Annotated in this window: 17 protein-coding genes; 5 read left to right on the plus strand and 12 right to left on the minus strand. The window is 60.7% G+C overall.

From position 1 onward, the window contains the following. Positions 1 to 26: 26 nt before the first annotated feature. The 6 genes from QMG46_RS21990 to QMG46_RS22015 are packed head-to-tail and all read right to left on the minus strand — an operon-like array spanning position 27 to position 7,593. Positions 27 to 422 carry a hypothetical protein gene (locus QMG46_RS21990; RefSeq protein ID WP_281850033.1) on the minus strand — a complete coding sequence of 132 codons (396 nt, stop codon included), beginning with the start codon at positions 420 to 422 and terminating at the stop codon, positions 27 to 29. A gap of 50 nt (positions 423 to 472) precedes the next feature. Next, positions 473 to 1,075, minus strand: coding sequence for an RHS repeat-associated core domain-containing protein (locus QMG46_RS21995; RefSeq protein ID WP_281850034.1), 603 nt, complete (start codon positions 1,073 to 1,075; stop codon positions 473 to 475). Between the two features lie 2 nt (positions 1,076 to 1,077). Continuing rightward, positions 1,078 to 2,172 (minus strand): transglutaminase family protein, encoded by a 1,095-nt coding sequence (locus QMG46_RS22000; protein ID WP_281850035.1) that lies wholly within the window; start codon positions 2,170 to 2,172, stop codon positions 1,078 to 1,080. 25 nt (positions 2,173 to 2,197) lie between these two features. Beyond that, positions 2,198 to 2,713: a hypothetical protein gene (locus QMG46_RS22005; RefSeq protein ID WP_281850036.1), complete on the minus strand. Its 516-nt coding sequence runs from the start codon at positions 2,711 to 2,713 to the stop codon at positions 2,198 to 2,200. 3 nt (positions 2,714 to 2,716) lie between these two features. Further along, positions 2,717 to 7,018, minus strand: a complete 4,302-nt coding sequence (locus QMG46_RS22010; protein WP_281850037.1) for a phospholipase effector Tle1 domain-containing protein — start codon at positions 7,016 to 7,018, stop codon at positions 2,717 to 2,719. A 20-nt stretch (positions 7,019 to 7,038) separates the two neighbouring features. Further along, complete coding sequence (locus tag QMG46_RS22015; RefSeq protein WP_281850038.1) at positions 7,039 to 7,593, minus strand: hypothetical protein; 555 nt, start codon at positions 7,591 to 7,593, stop codon at positions 7,039 to 7,041. A gap of 174 nt (positions 7,594 to 7,767) precedes the next feature. On the opposite strand from QMG46_RS22015, the gene QMG46_RS22020 reads away from it, so the two are divergent. Continuing rightward, on the plus strand, positions 7,768 to 8,223 hold the full coding sequence (locus QMG46_RS22020; RefSeq protein WP_281850039.1) for a hypothetical protein: 456 nt from the start codon (positions 7,768 to 7,770) through the stop codon (positions 8,221 to 8,223). On the opposite strand, the gene QMG46_RS22025 is transcribed toward QMG46_RS22020, so the two are convergent. From QMG46_RS22025 to QMG46_RS22035, 3 genes are all read right to left on the minus strand, one after another. Then, positions 8,204 to 9,820 carry an MASE1 domain-containing protein gene (locus QMG46_RS22025; protein WP_281850040.1) on the minus strand — a complete coding sequence of 539 codons (1,617 nt, stop codon included), beginning with the start codon at positions 9,818 to 9,820 and terminating at the stop codon, positions 8,204 to 8,206. The genes QMG46_RS22020 and QMG46_RS22025 overlap by 20 nt on opposite strands. Before the next feature lie 274 nt (positions 9,821 to 10,094). Continuing rightward, complete coding sequence (locus QMG46_RS22030; protein ID WP_281850041.1) at positions 10,095 to 11,816, minus strand: MobA/MobL family protein; 1,722 nt, start codon at positions 11,814 to 11,816, stop codon at positions 10,095 to 10,097. 458 nt (positions 11,817 to 12,274) lie between these two features. Then, the gene (locus QMG46_RS22035) at positions 12,275 to 12,523 is read right to left on the minus strand and encodes a hypothetical protein (protein WP_281850042.1); all 249 of its coding nucleotides are present in this window, start codon (positions 12,521 to 12,523) and stop codon (positions 12,275 to 12,277) included. Between the two features lie 353 nt (positions 12,524 to 12,876). Between QMG46_RS22035 and QMG46_RS22040 the strand changes: the two genes are divergently transcribed. Beyond that, on the plus strand, positions 12,877 to 13,929 hold the full coding sequence (locus tag QMG46_RS22040) for a hypothetical protein (RefSeq protein WP_281850043.1): 1,053 nt from the start codon (positions 12,877 to 12,879) through the stop codon (positions 13,927 to 13,929). Here the strand turns inward: QMG46_RS22040 and QMG46_RS22045 are convergent. Both QMG46_RS22045 and QMG46_RS22050 read right to left on the minus strand, forming a co-directional pair. Then, on the minus strand, positions 13,922 to 14,170 hold the full coding sequence (locus tag QMG46_RS22045; RefSeq protein ID WP_281850044.1) for a hypothetical protein: 249 nt from the start codon (positions 14,168 to 14,170) through the stop codon (positions 13,922 to 13,924). The two genes, QMG46_RS22040 and QMG46_RS22045, sit on opposite strands and share 8 nt — an antisense overlap. Before the next feature lie 255 nt (positions 14,171 to 14,425). After that, positions 14,426 to 15,994, minus strand: coding sequence for an integrase family protein (locus tag QMG46_RS22050; RefSeq protein WP_281850045.1), 1,569 nt, complete (start codon positions 15,992 to 15,994; stop codon positions 14,426 to 14,428). Positions 15,995 to 16,370: 376 nt separating this feature from the next. Between QMG46_RS22050 and QMG46_RS22055 the strand changes: the two genes are divergently transcribed. From QMG46_RS22055 to QMG46_RS22065, 3 genes are all read left to right on the plus strand, one after another. Then, positions 16,371 to 16,901, plus strand: a complete 531-nt coding sequence (locus tag QMG46_RS22055; protein WP_281850046.1) for a type II toxin-antitoxin system HicB family antitoxin — start codon at positions 16,371 to 16,373, stop codon at positions 16,899 to 16,901. A 1,254-nt stretch (positions 16,902 to 18,155) separates the two neighbouring features. Beyond that, positions 18,156 to 18,497 carry a hypothetical protein gene (locus QMG46_RS22060; protein WP_281850047.1) on the plus strand — a complete coding sequence of 114 codons (342 nt, stop codon included), beginning with the start codon at positions 18,156 to 18,158 and terminating at the stop codon, positions 18,495 to 18,497. Between the two features lie 162 nt (positions 18,498 to 18,659). Beyond that, entirely contained in the window at positions 18,660 to 18,941 is a 282-nt protein-coding gene (locus QMG46_RS22065; RefSeq protein WP_281850048.1) for a DUF3892 domain-containing protein, read from the plus strand. A gap of 368 nt (positions 18,942 to 19,309) precedes the next feature. Here the strand turns inward: QMG46_RS22065 and QMG46_RS22070 are convergent, their stop codons facing one another. Next, a complete protein-coding gene (locus QMG46_RS22070; RefSeq protein ID WP_281850049.1) occupies positions 19,310 to 21,034 on the minus strand; it encodes an aspartyl protease family protein in 1,725 nt (574 codons plus the stop codon). Between the last annotated feature and the right edge of the window lie 64 nt (positions 21,035 to 21,098).

Below are 21,098 nucleotides of genomic sequence, written 5' to 3' on the forward strand. Positions count from 1 at the left end.
CGGATTCGACGTGGCTAGCTAGGCATTCATTTCCCGCACGCAGCCGGGCAAGGCTTCCCTTTCGGCGGCGGCATTGGCTCCTTCACTTGAGTCAGAGCGTTCGCGAAGGCCATTTTGTCCAACGCAAACTTTTCGTTCCCGTGCCGAACGATGCCGCTGTTGTCGACAAAGTAGACATCACCAGGGGCCAGGATGACCTTCGCCCGCACGTAACCCGGCATGTAGCCCTCCGAAGCGGGGCGAGGCGAAAGTAGCGCGAGGAAGGCTTGCCGATTGACGGCGTAACGGCAGAAGCGTGCGCTGTCCAAGTCCGCCTCCTTCTTGCCCACCGGCGCCTCGCTGCGAAAATCCCAGAAGCACACTTCCACGTCCGCTGCACCCAACTTCAGCGGTGGATGATCGGCCCACGCCAGGGCCGCCATCAGGCCCAACGCTCCACTGACAAATCGCACTATGGATCGGTTCATGACCATCACTTCCCGGGCTCGTAGTAGCCAGTTCGTGCGGGATACCCCATCTCCGCGCGTTCCGGGTTTTCAACCATGCGCACGTTATCGCCCAATGGGTCCGTGGCCGTCGCGTTGTCGAAGTAAAAGATATGCCCCAACTCATGACCGATCACGATCGGAAGTGTGGCGCGCTGAAGTCCCGCTGTCGTCGGGATCATGGGCAGGTGGCACGGATCCACAAAAACTGTGGTGTCATGGCCATTGCAGTCCGGCTGACTGCCATATTGGCAATATTGATCAAAGTTCGGGTCATGGGTGACCTGGATCTTGTAGACCGTAGCCGAGGCTTCCAGCATGGCGTTGTAGGAGCGTGCTGTCGTGGAACGGGCATTCAATTGCGCGTAGGCGTTCATCAGTTGCTGCGCCACCGCCGGATTGCCCTCAACCACGCGCACAACCAACCCGGTGGGGTCGACGAACCTGAGCGGGTTGTTGCCCACATAAGCATACGTGTTCGGCCCACCCTTCAACCCGATCGGGTCGGATTGAAGGTAACGGGCCTGCGCGGATGTCCCGAACGCCAGGGCACCCATTGTCACGACGATCGCCAAGAGTTGCTTGATCATGCTCATCTCCCTGTTCGAGCCTGTTGGGCTTTGACCTGTTGGATGGACCGCAGGTAGTCCGCCTTGTGCTCGGCTGTTTCCTCTACCCAGCCCAAGGCTTCCGCACTGCGGAACATATCGATGTTGTTGGTGTGGAGCACCGCATACTGGTCGCGCAACTCCGGCGGAATGGCGTCGACGCTGCCATATTTATGAAGAAACTTCTCGTCAATGAGCGCGGCATACGCTTCTCCGCGCCACAGCCACCCGCTCACATTGGTCATGTCGGTGGTCAGCACGCGTAGGGTCAATCCGAGTAAGTCGTCGGGGGCGCGGTGATGCCGGTAATACTGTTCGAGCGTGTCGACCATCACCAAGATCTCTTGCTGCTTGGTGAGGGATCGCAGGTAAGCCCCGGACTGGATGGCGCGTGGGGTGATGGCCAGGTCCTGCTGGTAATGCGCATCGGACACCGTGCCGAACGATGTCGCTTCGATGTTCAACCATGAGCCATCGTCCCGGCGCACGCGTGCAAACACATGAGCGGGCGCGCTGACCAACGTGGCCTCAATCCCCACCTTCTGACTGAGCACGACCAGCAGCACCGGCATCGACACGCAGTTGCCCTTGCGCGTCGCAAGATACGTGGACAACAACTTGTCCTTCGGGTCCTCGCCCATCGGGTTGTCCAGGTCGTAGCGAAACGGCCGATTGCCGTTCCACGGCCCAGCTGCCTGCAATGAGTTCAACAGCAACCCAATCTTGACCTCGTTGTCCGTCGCGTCCCCTTGTGGAAACCGTGCCCGGATCGCCTGGGCCAAGTTATCCAAGGCACGCAGCGTAGCGGGTTGGTTGACCTTGGGGTCGATCATCGCCTCGATGGTGACCTCGGCGCGAGCGAGATCAATGGCAGTCTCCGGTTGTGCGAGCAACAGGTTCAATGTCGCCAAGTTCGGATCGCGCTTCGCACGCGAAGCAAGGTCGGCCTGGACCTGGGCACGAAGCGCAGCCCGCTCGTGCGCATCTGCGGGCGGCCCTGATTGAGCATTCACCGCCCCACATGCGGCCAACAAGCCGACGATCGCCCATCCCCTGACTGTGCTCCATGGTTTTTCCACATCCATTCCCCTGAACTCAGGCGCCCTATTGGCGCAGTTCCACCGGCCGGTATTGCTTCTTGTCCCCGACGCGAGGCGCCTTGTCGTCCACCCGCGCGCACAATCGACCGTCGCCGCACGGCACGACATCCGCACGATTGACCGCATCCAGATACGTCACCTGTTGAACCAACTTGTCGTAACGCGCCTGGTAGAAGCCGTAGAGACCTTCATAAGTCGCCACCAGACTGATGAGGCACAACAGCACGACCGCGCCGAGTCCCCAGAACAATCGACGGCGCTGTGCGGAAAACGCCGACTGAGCTTTGGCCAAGTCATCGACGGCGCGATCCGCTTTGGCAATCATGTCTTCCAATTTGCGGTTCAACGTCGCGCTAGCGGCATGCGCCTCCTGCTTGAACCCCTCGCCTGCGTTGCGCACTTCCGCGCGCATGGCCGCCTGAAGTTCTTCGGCTTGGGCTTTCATGGTGGAGCGCAACAGCGCGAGGGTGACAATCGCCTCCCGTGCCACGTTGCCCGTCTCTTTCGCTTCGTTCGTCATGGCTTAACCTCCGCCTCCACCACCGCCGCCACCCCCACCTCCACCGCCTCCCCCACCACCGCCGGCGCCTCCGCTAGCTCCTGCGCCTCCGCCAGGACCGGCTCCCGACGGCGCGCCTCGGCCTCCGGGGGGTTCCATCTGCATCAGAGTCATCATTCGAACGGGTCCTTCCTGTTGCATGCGCTCTGGCATTTGGGCGACGACGGCTTGGGCCGCTTCGGCACCACCCCAGGCCATCGCATCCTTGGCCTGCTGCGTCTGTTGCGCGACCAAAAAGTTGTCGGCCTCTTTCAGCAGCGCTTGGGCTTCTGGGCGCTGCGCGAGCCGATCGCATGCCTGATCGATGGCACGGCCGTCTTTGGACTGGAGCGCCAGCCAGAGGTCCGCGATTTCTTTGTCTTCCATGGCCTCGCCCGGGCCGAAGGGGTTGCGCTGCGCGCCGCCTAGGTCGGTCTGGTTCGGCTCTTGGCCGACAGCATCGCTGGCCAGCTGATTGGCCGCGCCGACTTCCAAACCGGGCTTGCCCGGCTCCGTTGATGGCATGGCGACCTGGCCCTCAGCCGCGTCAACCTCTGGCGGTCCGCCTACGTTGCCGGCGGGCACTGCCAGGGTGGCGACCTCTGTGGCCTGGGCCAGGTTGGCTCCAGGCTGAGGCGCAAGGTGGGGTTCGTCCCCGGAGGTGACCCGGGGATCACCCGCGGCCGCGGGCGCCTCGGGTCGAACCGCGGACGCGGATCGGTCTTCGGGGTCGCGCTCGGACGTTCCCGGGTGCTCGATCGCGGGTGCCGCCGAGTGGTCCTGCGCCGCCGATGCGCGGGGATCCTTCGGTGGCTCCCGCCCGGGGACCGGCTGAGCATGGGCCGCCTCCTTCGCCAGCACGGCGGAAGCGCCCTCCCGCTCCAGGGTGGGCAACCCATGCTTTGTAGCCTCCGGCTCCGCCGGGGGTTCCAGGGCCTCCCGCTTCAAAGCCCCGATGGCAATCGGCGCCGCGGCGTGGGCGGCACCGGGCTCGGGCTGATGAAGCGCCGCCTGGCTCTGGCTAACCTCGTGGGAGCCGCGCTCTTGCGTCAGCCGGCCTTCAACCGTTGCTTCGGCCTGGGTGTGCGGCCCTTCCTGGTCGGTGGGCGAAGAGGGTCGCTGCGCCTCCGATTGGACCGCGTGCTCCTGGGCATCTCGGTCAGGGTGCGCCGCGACGTCACGCTCGGCGTTGGCCTGCGTCGCCGCGTGGGCGCCCGGCTCGGCTTGGTGCGCATCGGCGGTGGCCGGCGTGCCATGGGTGGCGGAATCTGCCGCCTCCTGAGATTCGCGAGACGCGTGACCGGCGTGCTCGGTCGCCGGAGTCCCCGCGGGCGATGGCTCGGGCGTGCCGGGAGCATGACCGGGTGGGTGACCCGCCTCGGCCGTCGAAGAACCATTCGGGGCCTCGGCATGGCCCGGCCCAGGCGCATGCGCTTGGGCGTGAGCAGGATCGCTCGACGGCTCAGTATGGTGGGTCGCCTCGGCGGCTTTGGCCGTGGCTTCCTGGCGCTCTTGCTGCTGGCGGTTCTGTTCGTCGTGCCGGTCCCGCGCCTCTTCATGGGCTTGGTCGCGCTGGCGCTCGGACTCGCGAGTTTGAGCCTCCTGACGCGCGGAGGCCTCCCGCTCTTGTTGGACCTGGGCCTGCTGTTGCTGGACGACTTCCCGTGCGGACTCGGCCGCCGCTTGCACCTGATCGTTGGCCTGGGCGTGCGTGGCCTGCTGCGCTTGCGCCACGTGATGCGCGGCCGCCTCGGCATGCGCGGCTTTGTCGACCTGATGCTCACGCACGCTCGCCTGCGTTAACGTCGAATGGGCGCGCAGCGCATCCTGGCGCGCATCGGCCTGTGCTGCGGCTTCGTGGTCGGGCTGCTGCTCACCGGGGCGCGCCACCTTCTGCTCGTCGGCCACAATTTTCGCAGCCTGGCCGCGTGCCGCGGCATCCCCGCCATGCATGGCGGCCTTGGCCTCCGCTGCGTCGCGATGCTCGGCAGCCTGGGTTGGATGGTCCCGCGACAACACCGCATTCGGGGTGGCGCCCGCCTTTCCCAAGTCTGCAAGGTGCGCCGCGTCGATCTGTTGTGCAAACGCATGCGTCGTGGCCAGTTCGTCGCGCAAGTTGCCGCTGGCGGTGACCGTGCTGCCGAAGTGACCGGGGCGATGCCATTCGCCTGCAGCGTCGCGCGTGTAGGTATGCCCATCGGAAGCCGCAATCTGATCGCTCGGCGTTTTGAGCGCGTCGCTCACCGGTTGCGGCAAGCCGCCAAAACGGTCCCATCCCTGCGAGTGAAACCGCGTTTCGTATTGCTGCGCCAAGCCCTTCGGCGACGTATACGCGTTTTCTGCCATCGTCTTCGCGGCGGCGTGATCCAACTGCGCGGCACGCTCGGGACTCGCCGTATCCGTCACTGTATTTTTTAGTCCGTGCTCCAACTCCTGGACCACGGCTTGGCGTGACCATGCATGCGTAGTCGGATCGCGCGTCCACGATGCAGGCTCGACGCTGGGACGATCACCCGCGGATGACGGTTGTTCGAACGGATCGCGCGCGGTGTTTGGGTGCGACAGGTTCAAGTTGGTGCGCGCGGTCGTCCCTTCATAGTTCAACCGATCACTGAGCGCTTTGTCCGCCACCAACAGTTGCGAGTTCTGAACAACGGGCACGCCTTCGTTGTAAGCGGTCGCATTCCAGTCGATGGTTTGCGCCTCGCGCACCCACGCGCCATCGTTGCGCATCGTCCAGGTGTTCCCTTGCGGGTCCGCCTGGTGCGTCATGATGTAGGTGTCCACCTGGTCGGCGATCTTATTGCCGGCATACATGCCGACCGCGCCGCCGATCAGACCGGTGAAGAATGCTCCGGGTCCTGACTCACTGCCGCCGAGCACACCGATGGCCGTTCCAATTTCCGCACCCGCGACCATGCCGAGGTTGCGCGAGCCGAAATGAATCAACGCCGATTGCGCACCGATCGTGTTGTCGTGCGCGAGCAAATCCTTGGCGTTCCAGGCGGACGTCACCCCGTCGTAGGCCACCGCGAGACCGGTAACGCCTTGGACCAACTTTGGTGCCAATGGCACGCTCCGTCCGGCGGCGGCGATCGCTTCCGCACTGGCCGGAGGCGGCACCAAGACCGCCGGCTCACTCGGCACCAACCCCTGCGGGGTCTGTCGATAGGTGAGTTTCAGCGTCAGCGATTCATTGATCGGCTGCGGTTGATGCGGCAGTGCGCCCGCGTCGGTCACATGTTGGGGGGCGAGCACCGTGTTGGTGCCACTGGGCGCGCCGCGAATACCCTCACGCGGGTCGAGCCGATACATGAGCATGCCTTCCGTGGATTTGTGGACCACGTTGAAGCGCACGTCTTGGGGCTCAAAACTTTTCTGGAGATACGGCTGATTGGAGAGCCCGTTGAGGTAGTCCACCATGAGGTTGCCGCTGCGCACGGACAACCCATCGCGGTGGTAACTGCCCCCGACGTCCGAATGCGCGCCCGGCACCATGACGTTCAAATAGCGACCGTTGGCCGACAGGCCGGGCGGCACAATCTGGTCGGACGGAAACACCACACGCATTTCGTTCTGGGCCGTGACTTGGAATGCGCTCACCACCGACGACGGCAGGCGTCGATCGAAGTTCATCGGCACACCGGTAGCCACCGGATCGAAGAGTCCTACCGCTTGGATCGTTTCACCCGGTTTGACGATGTAGTTTGAAAACCGAGTTTCGCCGGCCGCATCGACGTAGCGGCTTCGCAAATCCGGGACGCCGCGTTCGTCGAGCAACCGCGCAAAGCCGGCCGTCTGGCTCGCCCCGCGACTGAACCCCATCGAGGCAAAGCGAGGTTCCAACGCCGGATCGGTCCGGATGTCTCGGTTGATTTGTCGAACCAGGCGCGCATACGTTTCCTCGATGTTGGGCTCAAACGTGTGCCCACGGATCAAGTCGACGTTGCGTTCGAGCGCCGAGTTCTGTGTGCCCGGCCCCACCTGGTATTCCACGTGGATTTGGCGGCCACCGCCCTGCGCTTTCAGGGTCTCCAGCTGGTCGCTGATCTTGGCGACATTGGTAGCGTGCAGCGGGTCTTTGATCTTGTTGTTGCCCGTGCCATCGAACGCTTGAACGTAAAGTCGTTGATGTGGGTTGGTCGTGTCCAACAACACCGGCGTGCGTAACTGCGCGAGTTGTTCTGCCGCGCGCTCATAGTCCGCCAGTTGCGCGGGGGTGGCCGCCGTGTGCCCCACCCCATCACTGCGAACACCATCGATGGCGACCTCATCCCTAGGGGTCATGCATCAGCTCCTTGCCGTGCTTAGTAGGTTTGGGTCCAGGCCAACATCAAGTCATCCCGCAAGCAACTGTGGGGGTTGCCAGGAATTTGTTCGCGCTCGGTGATGACGACGGCACGCATGTAAACAGAAATCGTGCGGTCGTCGACTGCGAGCAAGATGTCTGGGATGTCCGGTTCGAGGCGGTAACTGTCGAGCCACACCTCGCGCACCTCGTCACGAGCCACCTTGTGAAGCAACAATCGGTCTTTGAAGATGGCATCGAGGTCCACTGACGCCGTGTGCGGGCTGCCATCGAGCGCGGTCCATTGGACGAGCACCGGGCCGGGGAACGTTTTGCCGCCGATGTTTTCCGGCGTGACATTGTGAGAGGCGGACCACTCAGCCAAAAAATGCGCCGGCATGGCCCCTGCAGGCGCATCGCCCGTCAGACGCGTGAAGAGATAATCGTTGTAGACGATGCGGCAACGCTGCGTGTTGAAGTGCGCCGCACTGAAGGCGTGGCGATAAAACTTCAACGGCCATGGCTCTTTGTCGGCCAGTGGACCGGCAAGGCTGGGAGAAACTTTATAACCCATGCGGATATCCTTTCTGCGGTATTGCCGTCATACCTGGCCCACCTACTTTAAATCACTGGGGCACTGAAATGGAAAATGCGGGACAGGCCCCGGTTTGAAGCCATTCTTCGGCATAGATTGGGTGCTAGATTGAGGCGCGTTACACGCCTGTAACGACCTAATTTGAGGGGCATTATGAGCAAGTTGCTTCAGATTCTCGCCATCGCGAGCGTTCTACTATCCGGGGCCGCCTTGGCGGACTCGCCGACGTCCGGCCTGGGCCAGGCCTGGCCCAATGCCACCGACCATAGTTTGAGCCCCCGCTACCACGTCTTTGTTTTCGTCAAAGACGGGGTTCGCTTTGTTCAAATCAACGATGCGGTCGGCCAAGTCCGTGGCGCGGTGGCCACCGCTGGCGGTCAGATCCTCGTCTTGCCGATCGGCACCGGGGCCCAGGTCCTAACCCCGCCCCCGCCGGCCGCGAACACACCCGCCGCCACGCCAGCCGCCAGCACCGAGCCGGTCTATCAGGATGGTCAGGTGACGATCACGGCCCAGCCGCAATCGAACGGAACCCTGCTGCTCCGGGCCATGAGCGATTGCAAAGACCCGGCCGAATGCAACACAAAGGTCACCGCTGCCCCGAACTGAGTGAACGATCCGACGCCAGCCAGGGCATCGTGTCCTGGTTGGCTTGCTCAGCCGGGTCCAACAGCACGGCGGTGATACACCGACCGCCTTCGATCCGCCCCTGGCGCACCCGCCCTTGGTAGGACTTCGCACGATCGGCCGCCGCCGTCCAACTCAGGCCCGCACTGCCGAGGCGAATCCGAACATCGTCGAGACGCACAGCCGCCAATCGGCCCGGCTCGGTCCAGGCCTTCAGCCGCATCCCCACCCAGGCTTGCCCACGCCGCTGACCGGCCCGCAACCGCACCTGGATGTGGGTCGGCGGAAGGTCTTCGCACGCGAGCGTAAGGCACTCGCCCACGAGTCGATACACGGCCAGATGGAGATCCGAGGACACCGGAGCAAAGTTGCCCTGGGCTTGGCACCAGTAACTGATGCCGGCTTCGTCGAGCGCACGGGCCAAGGGACCTTGGCGCAATGCCACGATCAAATCCTTGTCACGCCAGCCGGTCGGGTAGAGCCCATCCGACAACTGGAAAAGTTTGTCTTGGGCGAGGGACGCTTGCCGCTGCAACTGACGACTGTCGGCCGCGGGCAGGTGCCGAAGCTGGGCGAGCATGCGGTCATACCCAACGTGGATGATTTCGCGGACATGCTCCAGGAATTCGGCGGCCACGCGCAACCGGGCTTCACCGATGGTGATGTTGCGCCGGGCAATGACCAAGGCCTCTTGAACCTGGATGCGTTCGGACGCGTCGCGCTGGTTGAGCACGGTGATGCGCGAGCCCATCAACAGCATCGTCGTGATGGCGAAGGCGATGAACACTTCGGCTTGAAGTGCACCTACGTCCTTGGGGCCATTCATGCTCAGCACTTCGGCGATGCTCGCCATGGTGCCGCCGATGGCCGCGCCCTGCCAGCCGTGCCGCAGCGCCAGGAAAATCACAGGCAGGAACATCCCCATCCGCGCTGCCTCGCGCGTGCTCTCGCCGTCAGCGTGACCGGCCAACCAGAGCAGCATGCCCAGGGTAGGGCCGAGCAGGAACACGCTTTCGATGGCCAGTCGGCTGTCCAACAGTCGCGACCACCGCTGCGCCGGCGGCGTGGAGCGCCAGGCTTCGCGGACCGCCACCACCAGTGGCACGAGTGTAAGCATGCCGAGGAAGTTGCCGATGATCCACTTGCCGATCAGGGTGGGGAAACTGAAGGTGTAACCCACCGGCATGCGGGTGACCGCCATGCCCAGCGCGTTATCGGCGGTCCATACGAAGGTCGTGAGCAAGATGCATAACAGCAGCACGCCCATGCGCACGCCACCGCGCGCCGGAACCATGCGCCACACCTGAAGGCACCAGTGGACCACCGGCATGGCGACGACGATAGGGATAAACGCCAAGGTAACGATCGCCCAGATCCAACCGTATTGGGCTTCGCACGTGGCGACCAGATAGGTCAGCGGGATCAGTTCGCCGACGGCAAGCGCAGCCCAATACCGACGCGGCACGAACATCAGGGCAGCCAGGCGAAAGCCGGCCACCAACACCCAATACGTGAAGGTCACTTGGTGCAGCAGTTCATAAGCCAATGCATAACCTGCAACGGCCAGTCCTTGCCTCAACCAAGCTTCCCGTGTTGCTCCTGCCATCCCCCACCCCTTACGTCCAAAGCCTTGACGCGAGCTGCCCGTCGAATGAACTTACGGGCCAGGAATTCCAAAGCCATTAAGGCAATCCGCTCAGCTTACTCGATTTTCAAGGCAAGGCGCCCGGCATTATGTGGGGTGGGTCACGCCGTTAATGGCCTTTGGATTTTTCGTTGCAAATCTGGGGAATGAAACATTCCAGACATACATGCCCACGATTTACCCCTCGGCGACCCACGGAGCGCGAAAGTCACATCTGCGAACCCGGAGATCGGTGCCGTCGTGATCGCCGTTGCGACGGAGCGCTCGGTGACTCCGGCTTTTGGGCCAACTCCGTTCCCTTCTCGACGGCTGATGCACCGACCCCAGGCACTAGCGATAGCGGCACGAGTTTTTCCACCATCGTCCGGCCTCGCGTCGTGAGCACGGCCAGCAGGGTGGGCACGGCCTGATGATCCAGAGCCACAAACCGTTCGACGGCCACCTGCAGGCGGGCTTGCGCACGGTCGTGCCGCACCCGAAGGTGACTCTCCTCCTGCGTCAGCAGATCGACTTCGTCACCCGTGATCTTCTGGGCGGACTTCAGGTCCTGGACCATCCGGTCTTGGAGCGCGGCCGCCTCCTGCATCGCACGCAGCGCTCGTAAACCATCGTGGTTTGGCCCCAGGACCTTCGATGCCATCACGCGCCAACCGTGCGCCTTCGTCCACGTATGGGCCTCCTCCGTTGCAGCCGCGCGTTGTCGGCGCGCCTCATCGAGTTCGAAAAGCCGATCGAGCCGTGCCGACTTCCATCGCATGAGTTGGTCTTGGTGCGCACCTAGCTTCGCCGCCACGGCCAAAGCGTTACGCAAGGCGCGTTGAATTGCTTGCACCAAGTCGGCCAACACGATCAACAATCGCCGCCCAGCCTCATCCTTGGGCGCGGGTGACAGCGCAATAAATCGATCAACCATAGCCGCCCCCGGCACCTGGCCGCGCGCTCGGGCATCGGCCAGTTCATCGGAACGTCCAGACGCGTCCGGACTGCTACCGACTCCCCAAACCTTCGCAGGATCGATCGCAACAGATCGGGGACGCGGCGGCGTGACCTCCTGTGCAGACTCCCGGGACCGATCCAAAACAGCCTGGGCGTGCTGCACGGCCAAGGCGTTCGCATCCATGGGCGGATCGGCGTCCGACGCCAGGACGATTTCTCGCCACCGATCGCCCGGCCGAGTGAAGAATCCCTTCTTTTCCAGCGCGATGGTTGCACGAGAGAGGCTTGGCTGAGGAATGCGATCGATGCCCAGACGGGCGTAGCTGCGATGGTCGAAATCAGGGACAAGGCCCGGCGTTTCGGCAGCCGCCTTGTTTGCCAGCGCCGCCCACTGCTCATTCATCCGCTCGACGATGGCAGAGGACGCGTTTCGATTCGAGAGCATACTGTGCTTTTTGCCAAAGCCATGCTTCGCAGCGAGGCGGCTGTGATCGGCGCCCTCCTGCCCTTGAAGCAGAATTTTCCGGGTCGGGAACAACAGGTGTGCATGCAAGCCCTGTTTTCCTTCCGGCTTGGGGCGACCCCGCAAGTCGGTGTCCGCATCCCGATGCATTCCGACCGAGACCGGTGTTTGCAGGATGCTGCAAATGAAGCGTGCTAGCCCTCGCGCCATCTCCTCGGCGCCTCGGTCATCAAGACCGAGTGGGATCTGCACGACGTAATCCCGAGCAATTTGGGAATTCCGCCGCAGCTCGCATGCTTCAACGCGATTCCACAGCTCTTCTGGGTTGTTCGCCCAATCGGGCGCGCCCAGAGGCACCACGTTAAAGGCAGCCACGATCTCATCGCCGTCCTGCCGCTTGGTGTAGTCGTGCCAGGAGCGGGTCCGGCGATCAAACAATCGAAGCCCGAGTCGATAGGCTGCGGCGCCAACGGCGGAATGGCCATCGGCTCGATTGTGGGTCGTGAGGTGAGGACGAGGATGGATGGGCATGAGTTTCCTGGGGCGGGGAATCGCGGACGTCCAACACTGCCGACGCGATGACCGTGACAGCGGCCTACGGCAGCGCGAACAGCGCGGAGCACGATCGACTCCCCTGATCGAAACAAAAGGGCCATGGATGTCAACGCGTGTTTGGCCGTCCATCCCATGCGCTCTGCGTGGAGGTGCAATGAACGTCACACAATCGGGCAGAAAGTTGCCGCCGAGGAATCTGTGGCTCAGAAGTGAATGTCGAGAGCCGATGAGGTGCCTAGGGTGTGGCTCTCATTGTCGCCGTATCGCCCGGAGTCTCGTCGCGTCCTTGAGATTGCTAAGGCGAGCCCTTTGCGAGTGATACCGACTCTCGCTCCAGGGTGCTACTCGGCCTTTGCACCGCGCCAGAGCCCCTGGCCACGTCCTCATGCGATCTGATCGCGCACCTCAGACTCCGGGGCACGACGATTCGGTGCTCATGACCAAGCATCTGGCCGATTGTTCGACTGCCGTCCTGCACCGAAGTCGTAGGCAGGCTCACGCCTCAACCGCTCAATCGCGTGCAACTCGTTGATGGCGGCCCCCATCATCTGAAGACCGGTCTGCCCCTCGAAATAGGTCTCCAGGGTGCCGTCTTCCCTCATGAAAACCTGACATCCCCAAACGACTGGAGAAGGTGCTCCGCCCTGAGCGTTCCCGTTTGGATTCCACGTGATCTCGGCCATCGAATGTCCTCTGCCAGCAGAGCGCTTCCGCCCCCGCTTTGGCTTGCGCAATAGTTCTGGGGCTCTCCGCTTCCGAAGTACAAGCCCATTGGGACGAAGAACGCTTCCGCTCCGTCCGCATCAACGATCTTGCATTCGCGCTGGGATCGCAACGGGTCACCCAGGCTGCCGACGAGTAACAGGCGCTAGGCCTACAGAACGGACACCCGGGCGCGGGCTACGGAGCGGCAGCAGATATCTTCTCGCGGGCCATCGGTCGGCTGTTCTGATGGATTGAAACATCGACCGCTGTCGCTCATGCTCTGGGCGACATGAACCTTCGGTTCTCACCCGCCAGGCTAAGGATTGCTTCCATGAGTTCATCGGTAAAATCGAATAAGAAGGCAGCTCGCCGGCGTGCGCGACTCTGGGAAGATTCCATCGTAATGGCGATTCGGGATCTCCAGTGGTTGGAAGTGATGCGCAGGAATCCGGCGGCCAAAGTCGAGGGCGAACCAAAGAACTTTGGTGAGCACAAAGGCCTTCGCATCACACGGACCCCCGATGGAATGATCAAACTGGATGGGCGCGCCGAAAGCGCGCTCGGAGATTTGGGGTTCGCTGCTGGAGAACGCCTCTATTTGATAGAGGTGAAGCCGACACCAAAACAGTTTCAGGACGAGTGGTGGCGCGATGGGGAAATCAACCCAAAGCCGCTCTACTCATCGCTTGCGAAGTTGACAGCGAAGTTGAATGCCTGGGGATCAGAAGGTCCCTCGGGCATCGTCCCAAATAGAACGGGCCAAGATGCCCACTCGAACGAAGCCGTTCGGCGTTACCTGCCGTTGAGCCTGCGCGGGCACTTTCTTGCATTCTGGTCCGAGCAGACAGCGGACGGCGGGGACCAAGCTGCTGATCGAGGCAGCGACTACATTTCCGTCTGGCCTTACATCACAGGCATGAATACCAGCGTTAGTTTGGTCCACGATAGCGAGCGCCTGATTCGGAGACTTAAGTTCCGGATTGGGATCCACACATCCTTGGAAGGTGGGATGGGCACCGTCCCTCTTCCTGCGCTGTGGGAGGCTTCCGCGACTGTGAATATGATGTTCCAAAAGTCAGAGGACGTAAAAAGCATTGAAGAGCTCGGGTCCCTCGGGCTCACACCAGACGAGTTCAAGGCCTATGTCCAATGGCTCGTAGAGCAAGCATCCGATGGCGAGCAAACGGATGAACCTATCAACGCGATTGTGCTATCCACCGAGGGCACTTTCTTTCATTGGGTGGGGACGACTGGCGATCTTGCGCGGGTTCTCACCCATCGTTTCGACCTACAGGTGCCAGCCCCTCGGCCGCCGGCACCAAGTGAAGGCCTCACGCCCAAACGTGATCGGCCCACACGCGATCAGAAAATCGACTTCAGCTAACCGGTGGCGTTACGATGATTGACGATAACGCGTGCATGGTCACGCGCCTCCAGTCCACGCCGGAGTTGGCCGACGTCAGGCCGCGCGACCCTATTAGCCCACGGTCGGCCCAGGCTTTGAACGCCGCGGCCTCACGTCTGCCTATCTCTTGGGCATGCGCGCGATCACCATAAGCCAGCATCGCGGCGTCGAATGCCTCGAACCAGACGAGAATCTCAATGTCCTCAACAGTGCGCTCCATCTCGGTCTCCAAATAAGGCAACCTAGGACGTTATTGGAAGCTGTCAAGGCTTCGACGCAAGCGGAAGACGGCCGACCACGGCCGCCGCTTCCTCCTCGTTCAAGTTGGAGAACATTCGGAAGGAGAGGGGGTTGGGCAAACGGCAACCCGAAAGCCCTTAAATCTGTGACTTTTCACTTTGCATGAGGGGGCGAGGCCGTTACATCCGAGCACCCCAAAATGTCGTTTTGGGAGCCCGCAGCGCTCACGATCCCGCTACGCGGTGGCGATCCACTCCAGATATTTCCGCTTGAAGTCCGGGTCTTTCGTCGCTTGCTCGAAGAGATCTTCCGTCTTCAGGCCGTCGAGCGGGGCTGCGCCCGACCGAACGGGTAGACCGGCCAACGCACGCAAGCGGTCTTCCCGCTCTTGGAAGAGCGGCCGCAGCACTTCGACCTTCTTGACGAGGTAGCGCTGGGTGGCGCTGCTGATGCCCCCACGCCCCGGAGTGTGGTGGAGGGCCGCACCCGCCAGCACCAGTTTTGCGGCTTTTTCGATGCTGTCCTTGGTATCCAGTTCGGTCGCCATGGTGCGACGCAGATCGTGAGAGCGAATGGTGAGCCCCGTCTCTTCTTCGAGCGCGACCAAAATGCCACGCGCAGTGCCCAACGGTTGACCGCGCTTGCGCGAAGGAAAGACATACGGGGACGCATCATCAGGGCGCCAAAGCGCATTGAGTGCCTGCCGTTCGCGAAGGATTTGCGCGGCCCACTCCGTCAACGGCACCGTGTCCAACGTTCCGCTTTTCGTGGTATCCGGGCGAAGCCAGACCAGGCCCCGCTTGAAGTCCACATCCGACCATTGAAGAACTGCCGTCTCCGTTTTTCGCGTGCCCCAGAGCAGGACCAGCAGCACCATGTCCACCAACACGCTGGTATGCGGTTTCATGCCCTGGCTTCGGGGATCGGGGCGCACGGCGAACAAGGCGGGATCGTGGGACTTCTCATGCAGGGCGACCAAACCTTTGATCCACGCCTTACCGGTGTCCGTGTCGGTATCCAGGAAGGTGTCCCGCTCGACCGCGGCAGGCCAATCCTGTGAGTCCTTCCACATCGCAAAGGGACTTTCGCCCCGTCCCGTGCCGCCCATTTTCAGATGGCGCGCTGCGCTGGTCCACGCAGCGGCGCTGTAGGCATAGATCTTGTGCAGTGTTCCCGGCGATATCGATTTCGGTCCCCAACCCGGCTTGGGGCTGCGCGGGTCCTTGACCAACGCGAGCAGTGGCCCGAGGCTGCCGGCAACATGGGCCGGGGCAAGGTCGACGACCGGGACACTCCAAAGGGGCGAACGGGCCATCCACTTGGCCACCTTGCCGCGATCGGTCGTCGTGGTGCCCTTGGATTTGGCCGTCGCCGCCGAAACGTAATCGTCGTAAGCCACTCGCATCGTCAAGCGCTCCCGCTCCCGGGCGATTTGGTTGGCGGCGGTTCGCTCTTTCTTCATGGCGAGGGGGTCGATCCCCTGGGTCATGTCGCTGAGCCAGATGCGGGCGATGTTTCGGGCTTGCGCCAACGTCAGGGTGCCCTGGCTCCCTTCCGCATGCAGATGACCCATCGCGCGCTTGGTCCGCCGACCGCCCATCTTCTTCTGCACATACCATGTGGTCGTGCCTCGGGTGAACCGCAGGAACAGCCCCGGCATCCCGGCATCGAGCAGCACCCAGTCATGGACATCGGACGCGGTTTGCTGAAATTTGGGGCGACCCGTGGAGGAAACAGAAACCACCGTCCGATCGAAGGTCAGTTCATCGCAAAGGCGCTGGGTGAGATGGACTTTCGCTGCCATGTGTTGCCCCGACGGCGCCTGTTGCGCCCGGGTCGATACTACCGGAATTGTGGGCCCCCTGTGGGCCCCACTTCTCTGGTATTCACTGGTGTTCAGGGGGCTTCAGCCAACGCCGAATGGCCAGGAAACGGCATATTTTCGTGGCTCATCCGGAGGAAGTTCGTCAAACCAGATATTGAAAATCCCCGTGTCGGCGGTTCGATTCCGTCCCCGGCCACCATTGAATTCAAGGCTTCGCAGCGATGCGGAGCCTTTTTCGTTTTGGCGTCTTCCCTGGCTGCTTACACAAGCGCATTGATTCGTCGTGTGTACAATACACACGCTATTGGATAGCGACGCCCGATCAAATTATTGAATTGAAACAGGCGGGCCTCAAATGAGCCTGCATGCATTGGAGAACATCATGCGTTATCCCATCGCAATCGAACGGGGCGCTAACGACACGGCATGGGGCGTTGTTGTGCCCGATCTGCCGGGATGCTTCTCGGCTGGCGACACCTTTGACGAGGCCATGGACAACGCCGCAGAGGCGATCGCCATGTTCCTGGAAGACGTGATCGATGAAGGCAGTCCCATTCCGATGCCTGGATCGATCGACGACTATCTTGATCAGTACAAAGGATGGATGTGGGCATTTGTCGACGTACCAGCGGAAACCCTGGACACTCGAAAGGAAAGAGTAAATATCACGCTTCCGAAGCGGGTCCTGCGACGCATCGATGCTTATGCCGGAGACGGGCAACGCTCCAGTTTCTTGGCGCATGCCGCGATCATGGCTATGACTACAAATAAGCCGGGCATGACAACTGCAGCCAAGAAGAAAGCAGATATATCCAGGGGCTTACGCCCCTCTGCCAAGGGCCCGGGTAAGAAAACAAAACTGACAGCTCCAAAAAAGAGAGCCTGAAAAACGATTCCATGATTCAAGGAAGGATGTAATGAATACCGTGGAATGTGAAATCGTCTATCGGTACGAAATCTAGGCCAGCTAGTTCCATGGGCGATTCGAATGCCAAACTGTGATTTCTACGCAACGTCTGAGGATCATGGCCTTCTCCTGGACTGGCTATTTGCAGATGGGGCCTGCCATGTCTACGAGCTCTCGTCAGACTTCGAACAACCGCTTAAGCAGTTTCATTCGACTGACGATGTCTTGCGCCAATTCGAGCGCCGTTATCCAGGAGGAGAGCTGTGGCATAGCGTTTATCTGCAGCTTTATGTCCTGGGTGCCGGCCCTCCGTTCAGTGCTCGCCGTATCCAGTTAGATCCACGCGCGTGCAACGGCGCGACATTTAGATACGCGGCAGAGGGTTGGGGTCTGGTGCAACTCTATCTCTCTGTGTTTCGTGCCAATCGCCTAGAAAACTCACATACGAATCACAACTCCGCGAAGCGAGCACAGGCATGGGCACCCATCTGTGGAATTGAGTACGGTCCAGATGCATGGGATTTCCAACGCATCAGTTCGTACTCGTCACGCCTCAATCGACAGATCAGGAAAAATGGCGTTGGCAGGTTCGGTAGTCGCGCCGTGCTACCCGGCGCACTTAAGCTCTGGAACAGCGGAATCTCATTAGCCCCATATGTGCCAGGGAAGGACATCCTTGAACTGCGCACATGAAGTCCCTCGCTTGCGACGCATACTCAAGTAGGCCTAGGAGCCGGAGGCAGCTAGATCACGCACAGGCTCCGGAAAGTTTACGCGCCTCCGCAGCATGCTCGATTAACACCTCCGCCCCCTTTGCACGTCTTCACCGCAGGCAGCTAGCCCAACCTGAGCAGAAAATAAACACTGACTTCACAGCACCATATCGACCAGTGAGACGCAAAAACTTAAGTAATTGATTTATAAACTTATCACGATTCAAAAACTAGACCCGGTTAACACTTTACTTCGCACAAGTAGAGGGGTAACTTCCGGCGTTAGCACTCTCTGATGGGGAGTGCTAGGAGTTCAACCACAAGATGTTGTGGTTGAAAAAATGAAAGGCCGAGCTGTAACTCGGCCTTTCGGTGCGTTTCCCGGAGGGACGCACTGCGCACGCAGTCTAGGGACCCATGCTTGTATCAGATTATCGCGGGAACGCCGTGGTGATCAAGGAACGGCCGGTAACTGGGTGAGCAGCAAGGACCTCCGATTCATGTATTTGGAGCCTTTTTTATGCTCAGCTTCAGCACAGCCAAACCCAACGCATTACTCGCAGCTATTAAGGCGAAAATCGATAACGGTCATATTACGACATGGCGATATGACAACGATGGAGATTTCACTCATGTGCCAGCTCAATGGGCGGGTAAAGCATGGATGCGACCTCAAGTCGTGAATGGCGAGGCACTGAAATTCAATATCATTTATCCGCGAGGCAGAACAGCAGATCGCGAAATTTATGCCGTTTATCACGGCCGTTTTAGCGAAATGATGCTTGCCCATTTCGACAGTGACTTTACCCGTATTACCGCCACAGCACTGCTCGCCGGCGGCGACCAGGCAGCGGCAGCTTAGATGCAGAGATTGAAGGACAGATCACTCCCTCGGTCGTGACTTGTTCCTTCTAATCATGCGCACGTTATAGCCAACCCTAGAAATCTGAGACACCGCGCCGTCACCCAGTAAGTGACGTTTGGCACAACGTGCATGTATTCCGTTTTGCAGAGGATATTTGCCATGGCTGATTGCCAAGTAACTTGTATTACCAAACTCCACCCGAACAGCTCCCACGAACACATCACGCACCTTGGAAACCCACCCACATGGAAGTTGACGCGCGAACAGGTGATCGCCTGCATCGATGAAAAAACGGACACGTTTTATGTCCTTGATCCGTACACCGGCAAGCGGGCCGACGTAGGAGTTGTACGTCCTGCGGGTCGCCCCGCCTTCCTGCGGACCTATGCAGACGGAGACTGGAACGACAACCTGCTGTCCCTCAATCAGTGTCCGATCTGATGACAGCCATTGGACGGCGACTCATAGCCGCCATCCAACTTTTGCGACATTTATCGGCCACCCTTCGAGGTGGCTTTTTTTTGGGCTTCGAACTCTTCCGAACGCCTAATCGCTTTTCGATTTCTGTCAAGCAGAAGGATGTGCATCACTTCTACGTGCAGATGAATCGTCAAGGCTGCAAAGATGTTTCGACCATCACGGGACTATTTCAATCAAACGATAGCCCGTTGACGCCATACGTCATTAACATCCAGCACGTAAAATATGTGGCTCCCCGGGACAAGTAAGAAGCACGCCAATGGGACGGGGGTTTTGAGCGGGATGGCTAGTGCCACAACGCCATCTATGGATAGATAAACCCCTCGCCATTACTCCGCCGAAAGCAGACCCCATTTCGCGATGCGCGTGTCGATGTGCTGGTCCAGAGTACGTGCGGCAGCCAGGTCGGCATGGCCCGCGTCCTTGTCGCCGCTATGGATCTTGGCCAGACCGAGGCCGTAGCGAGCCCATGCCGACATCGGCTTTTGCGCGACGACTTTCTGGTAAGTCTTGATCGATTCGGAATACTGTCCTAGTCGCAATTCGACCAAGGCGAGAGCGTCGAGATAGAACGGGTTCTCGCCATCGCGCCTGATGGCTTTCTTGCAGTCCTGCAGGGCCTCATCGAGCACCTGATTGCTCAAGCCACGCGCCCAGCAACGTTCGGCAAGTGCATCGCCAAGCTTGGCGTCATCATCGTGCCGGCGTATCCAGTTGCCGAGCAACGGCAATGCCGTGAAGGGCTGATCGAGCCGGATGTAAAAGCTGGCAACCGCGCGTTCCAGCGGCGATCCCGGAGGTGCCAGGTCGGCAGCTGCCGTTACGTCCGATGCGGCCCCGGCACGATCCTTGCGGGCGAAGCGAAGGCCGGCCCGCATCATCAATGCATCGGTGTTCTTCGGGTCCAGGCTTAACGCCTTGTCCAGATCGGCGAGCTCGGCATCGAACTGCTTGCCGGCCTCATGGGCCTTGGCACGGGCGACATAGTAAGCCGAGTTATCGGGCGTCAGACGGATCGCTTCGTCCAGATCGGCCTGCGCAGCGTTGGTTTCGCCACGCGACAGATGCGCCTGACCCAACAGGAAATAGTCTTCCGCTGTCTTGGGCTTGTCTCCGCTTTCGTCCACGCCAGCGCCGGCATCGGGTTTATCGCTATCGCTCGACGCGGAAGCGAAGGTAAATACGCGTCCGCCGTTGTAGGTGAAATAAGCTTTCTTTTTGCCGTTGCCGATGAACATATGATGGGCGAGCAGAAAATCCACGCCGAGCAACATGTCGGTGTTATTGCCAATTTTTCCGTCGATAACCTGCATCTGGCTATGCTGGATGGTTTCCGTGCCCACCGAGAATGTATCGATGTTCACGATCCAGCTCTTCATCACCTTCGCACCGATGCCGGAGCTCTTGCCTCCGGCCCTGACATCTGGCGCATTGAGGTCGATGCCAACCCTCTCGGCGGCGTCGCGACCGAGCACCGTGGCGACCGCTCCTGAATCGAGCAGCGCGCGCACTTTTTTGCCATTGATCGTCACGTCGAAGAACGTGCGCCGATCGCCCTTGTGATCGGACGATTCGATATCGGCGACGTTGTATTGGCCGTCCTTCACCCAATAGGCAAGTGATGCCTTGTCACAGTGGTCCGCCTTAAACAGCGTCATCTTGCCGTGCGCCAGATCGATTTCCAGGTCGGCCACATCGAGCAGGTTCGCGCCGAGCAACCCATGTCCGGCATCGGAACCACCAACGATGAAATCAATATTTTCGAGCGTGGTGCCAAGAATGCCGAATTGCTTGACGTGGGCTTGCTGGACACTCGCACTACCGCCGACACCATTAACGCGAAAGCCAAACGGCGCCAATTCCAGCTTCAGCCCAAGCGACAACGCATTCGCATTCGACATGGTGTTGAAGAAAGCGCCGGTATCGAGGATGAAGTGCGTGTCGGCGCCATTGATCTTTACCGTGGTTATGGCGCGATTGCCGATCATTTCCACAGGTAACGTGCCGTACTCCTTCAGCTGACAACCATCAGCCCAGGCTTGGCCAGCAAGCAAGATGCCTATGCAAAAGCAGCAAAAACGCAACATCCCCTTCCCCCTGTTTTCTGTTGCCACACCC

Origin of the sequence: Dyella sp. GSA-30 (assembly GCF_027924605.1) — a bacterium.
Classification (GTDB): Bacteria; Pseudomonadota; Gammaproteobacteria; order Xanthomonadales; family Rhodanobacteraceae; genus GSA-30.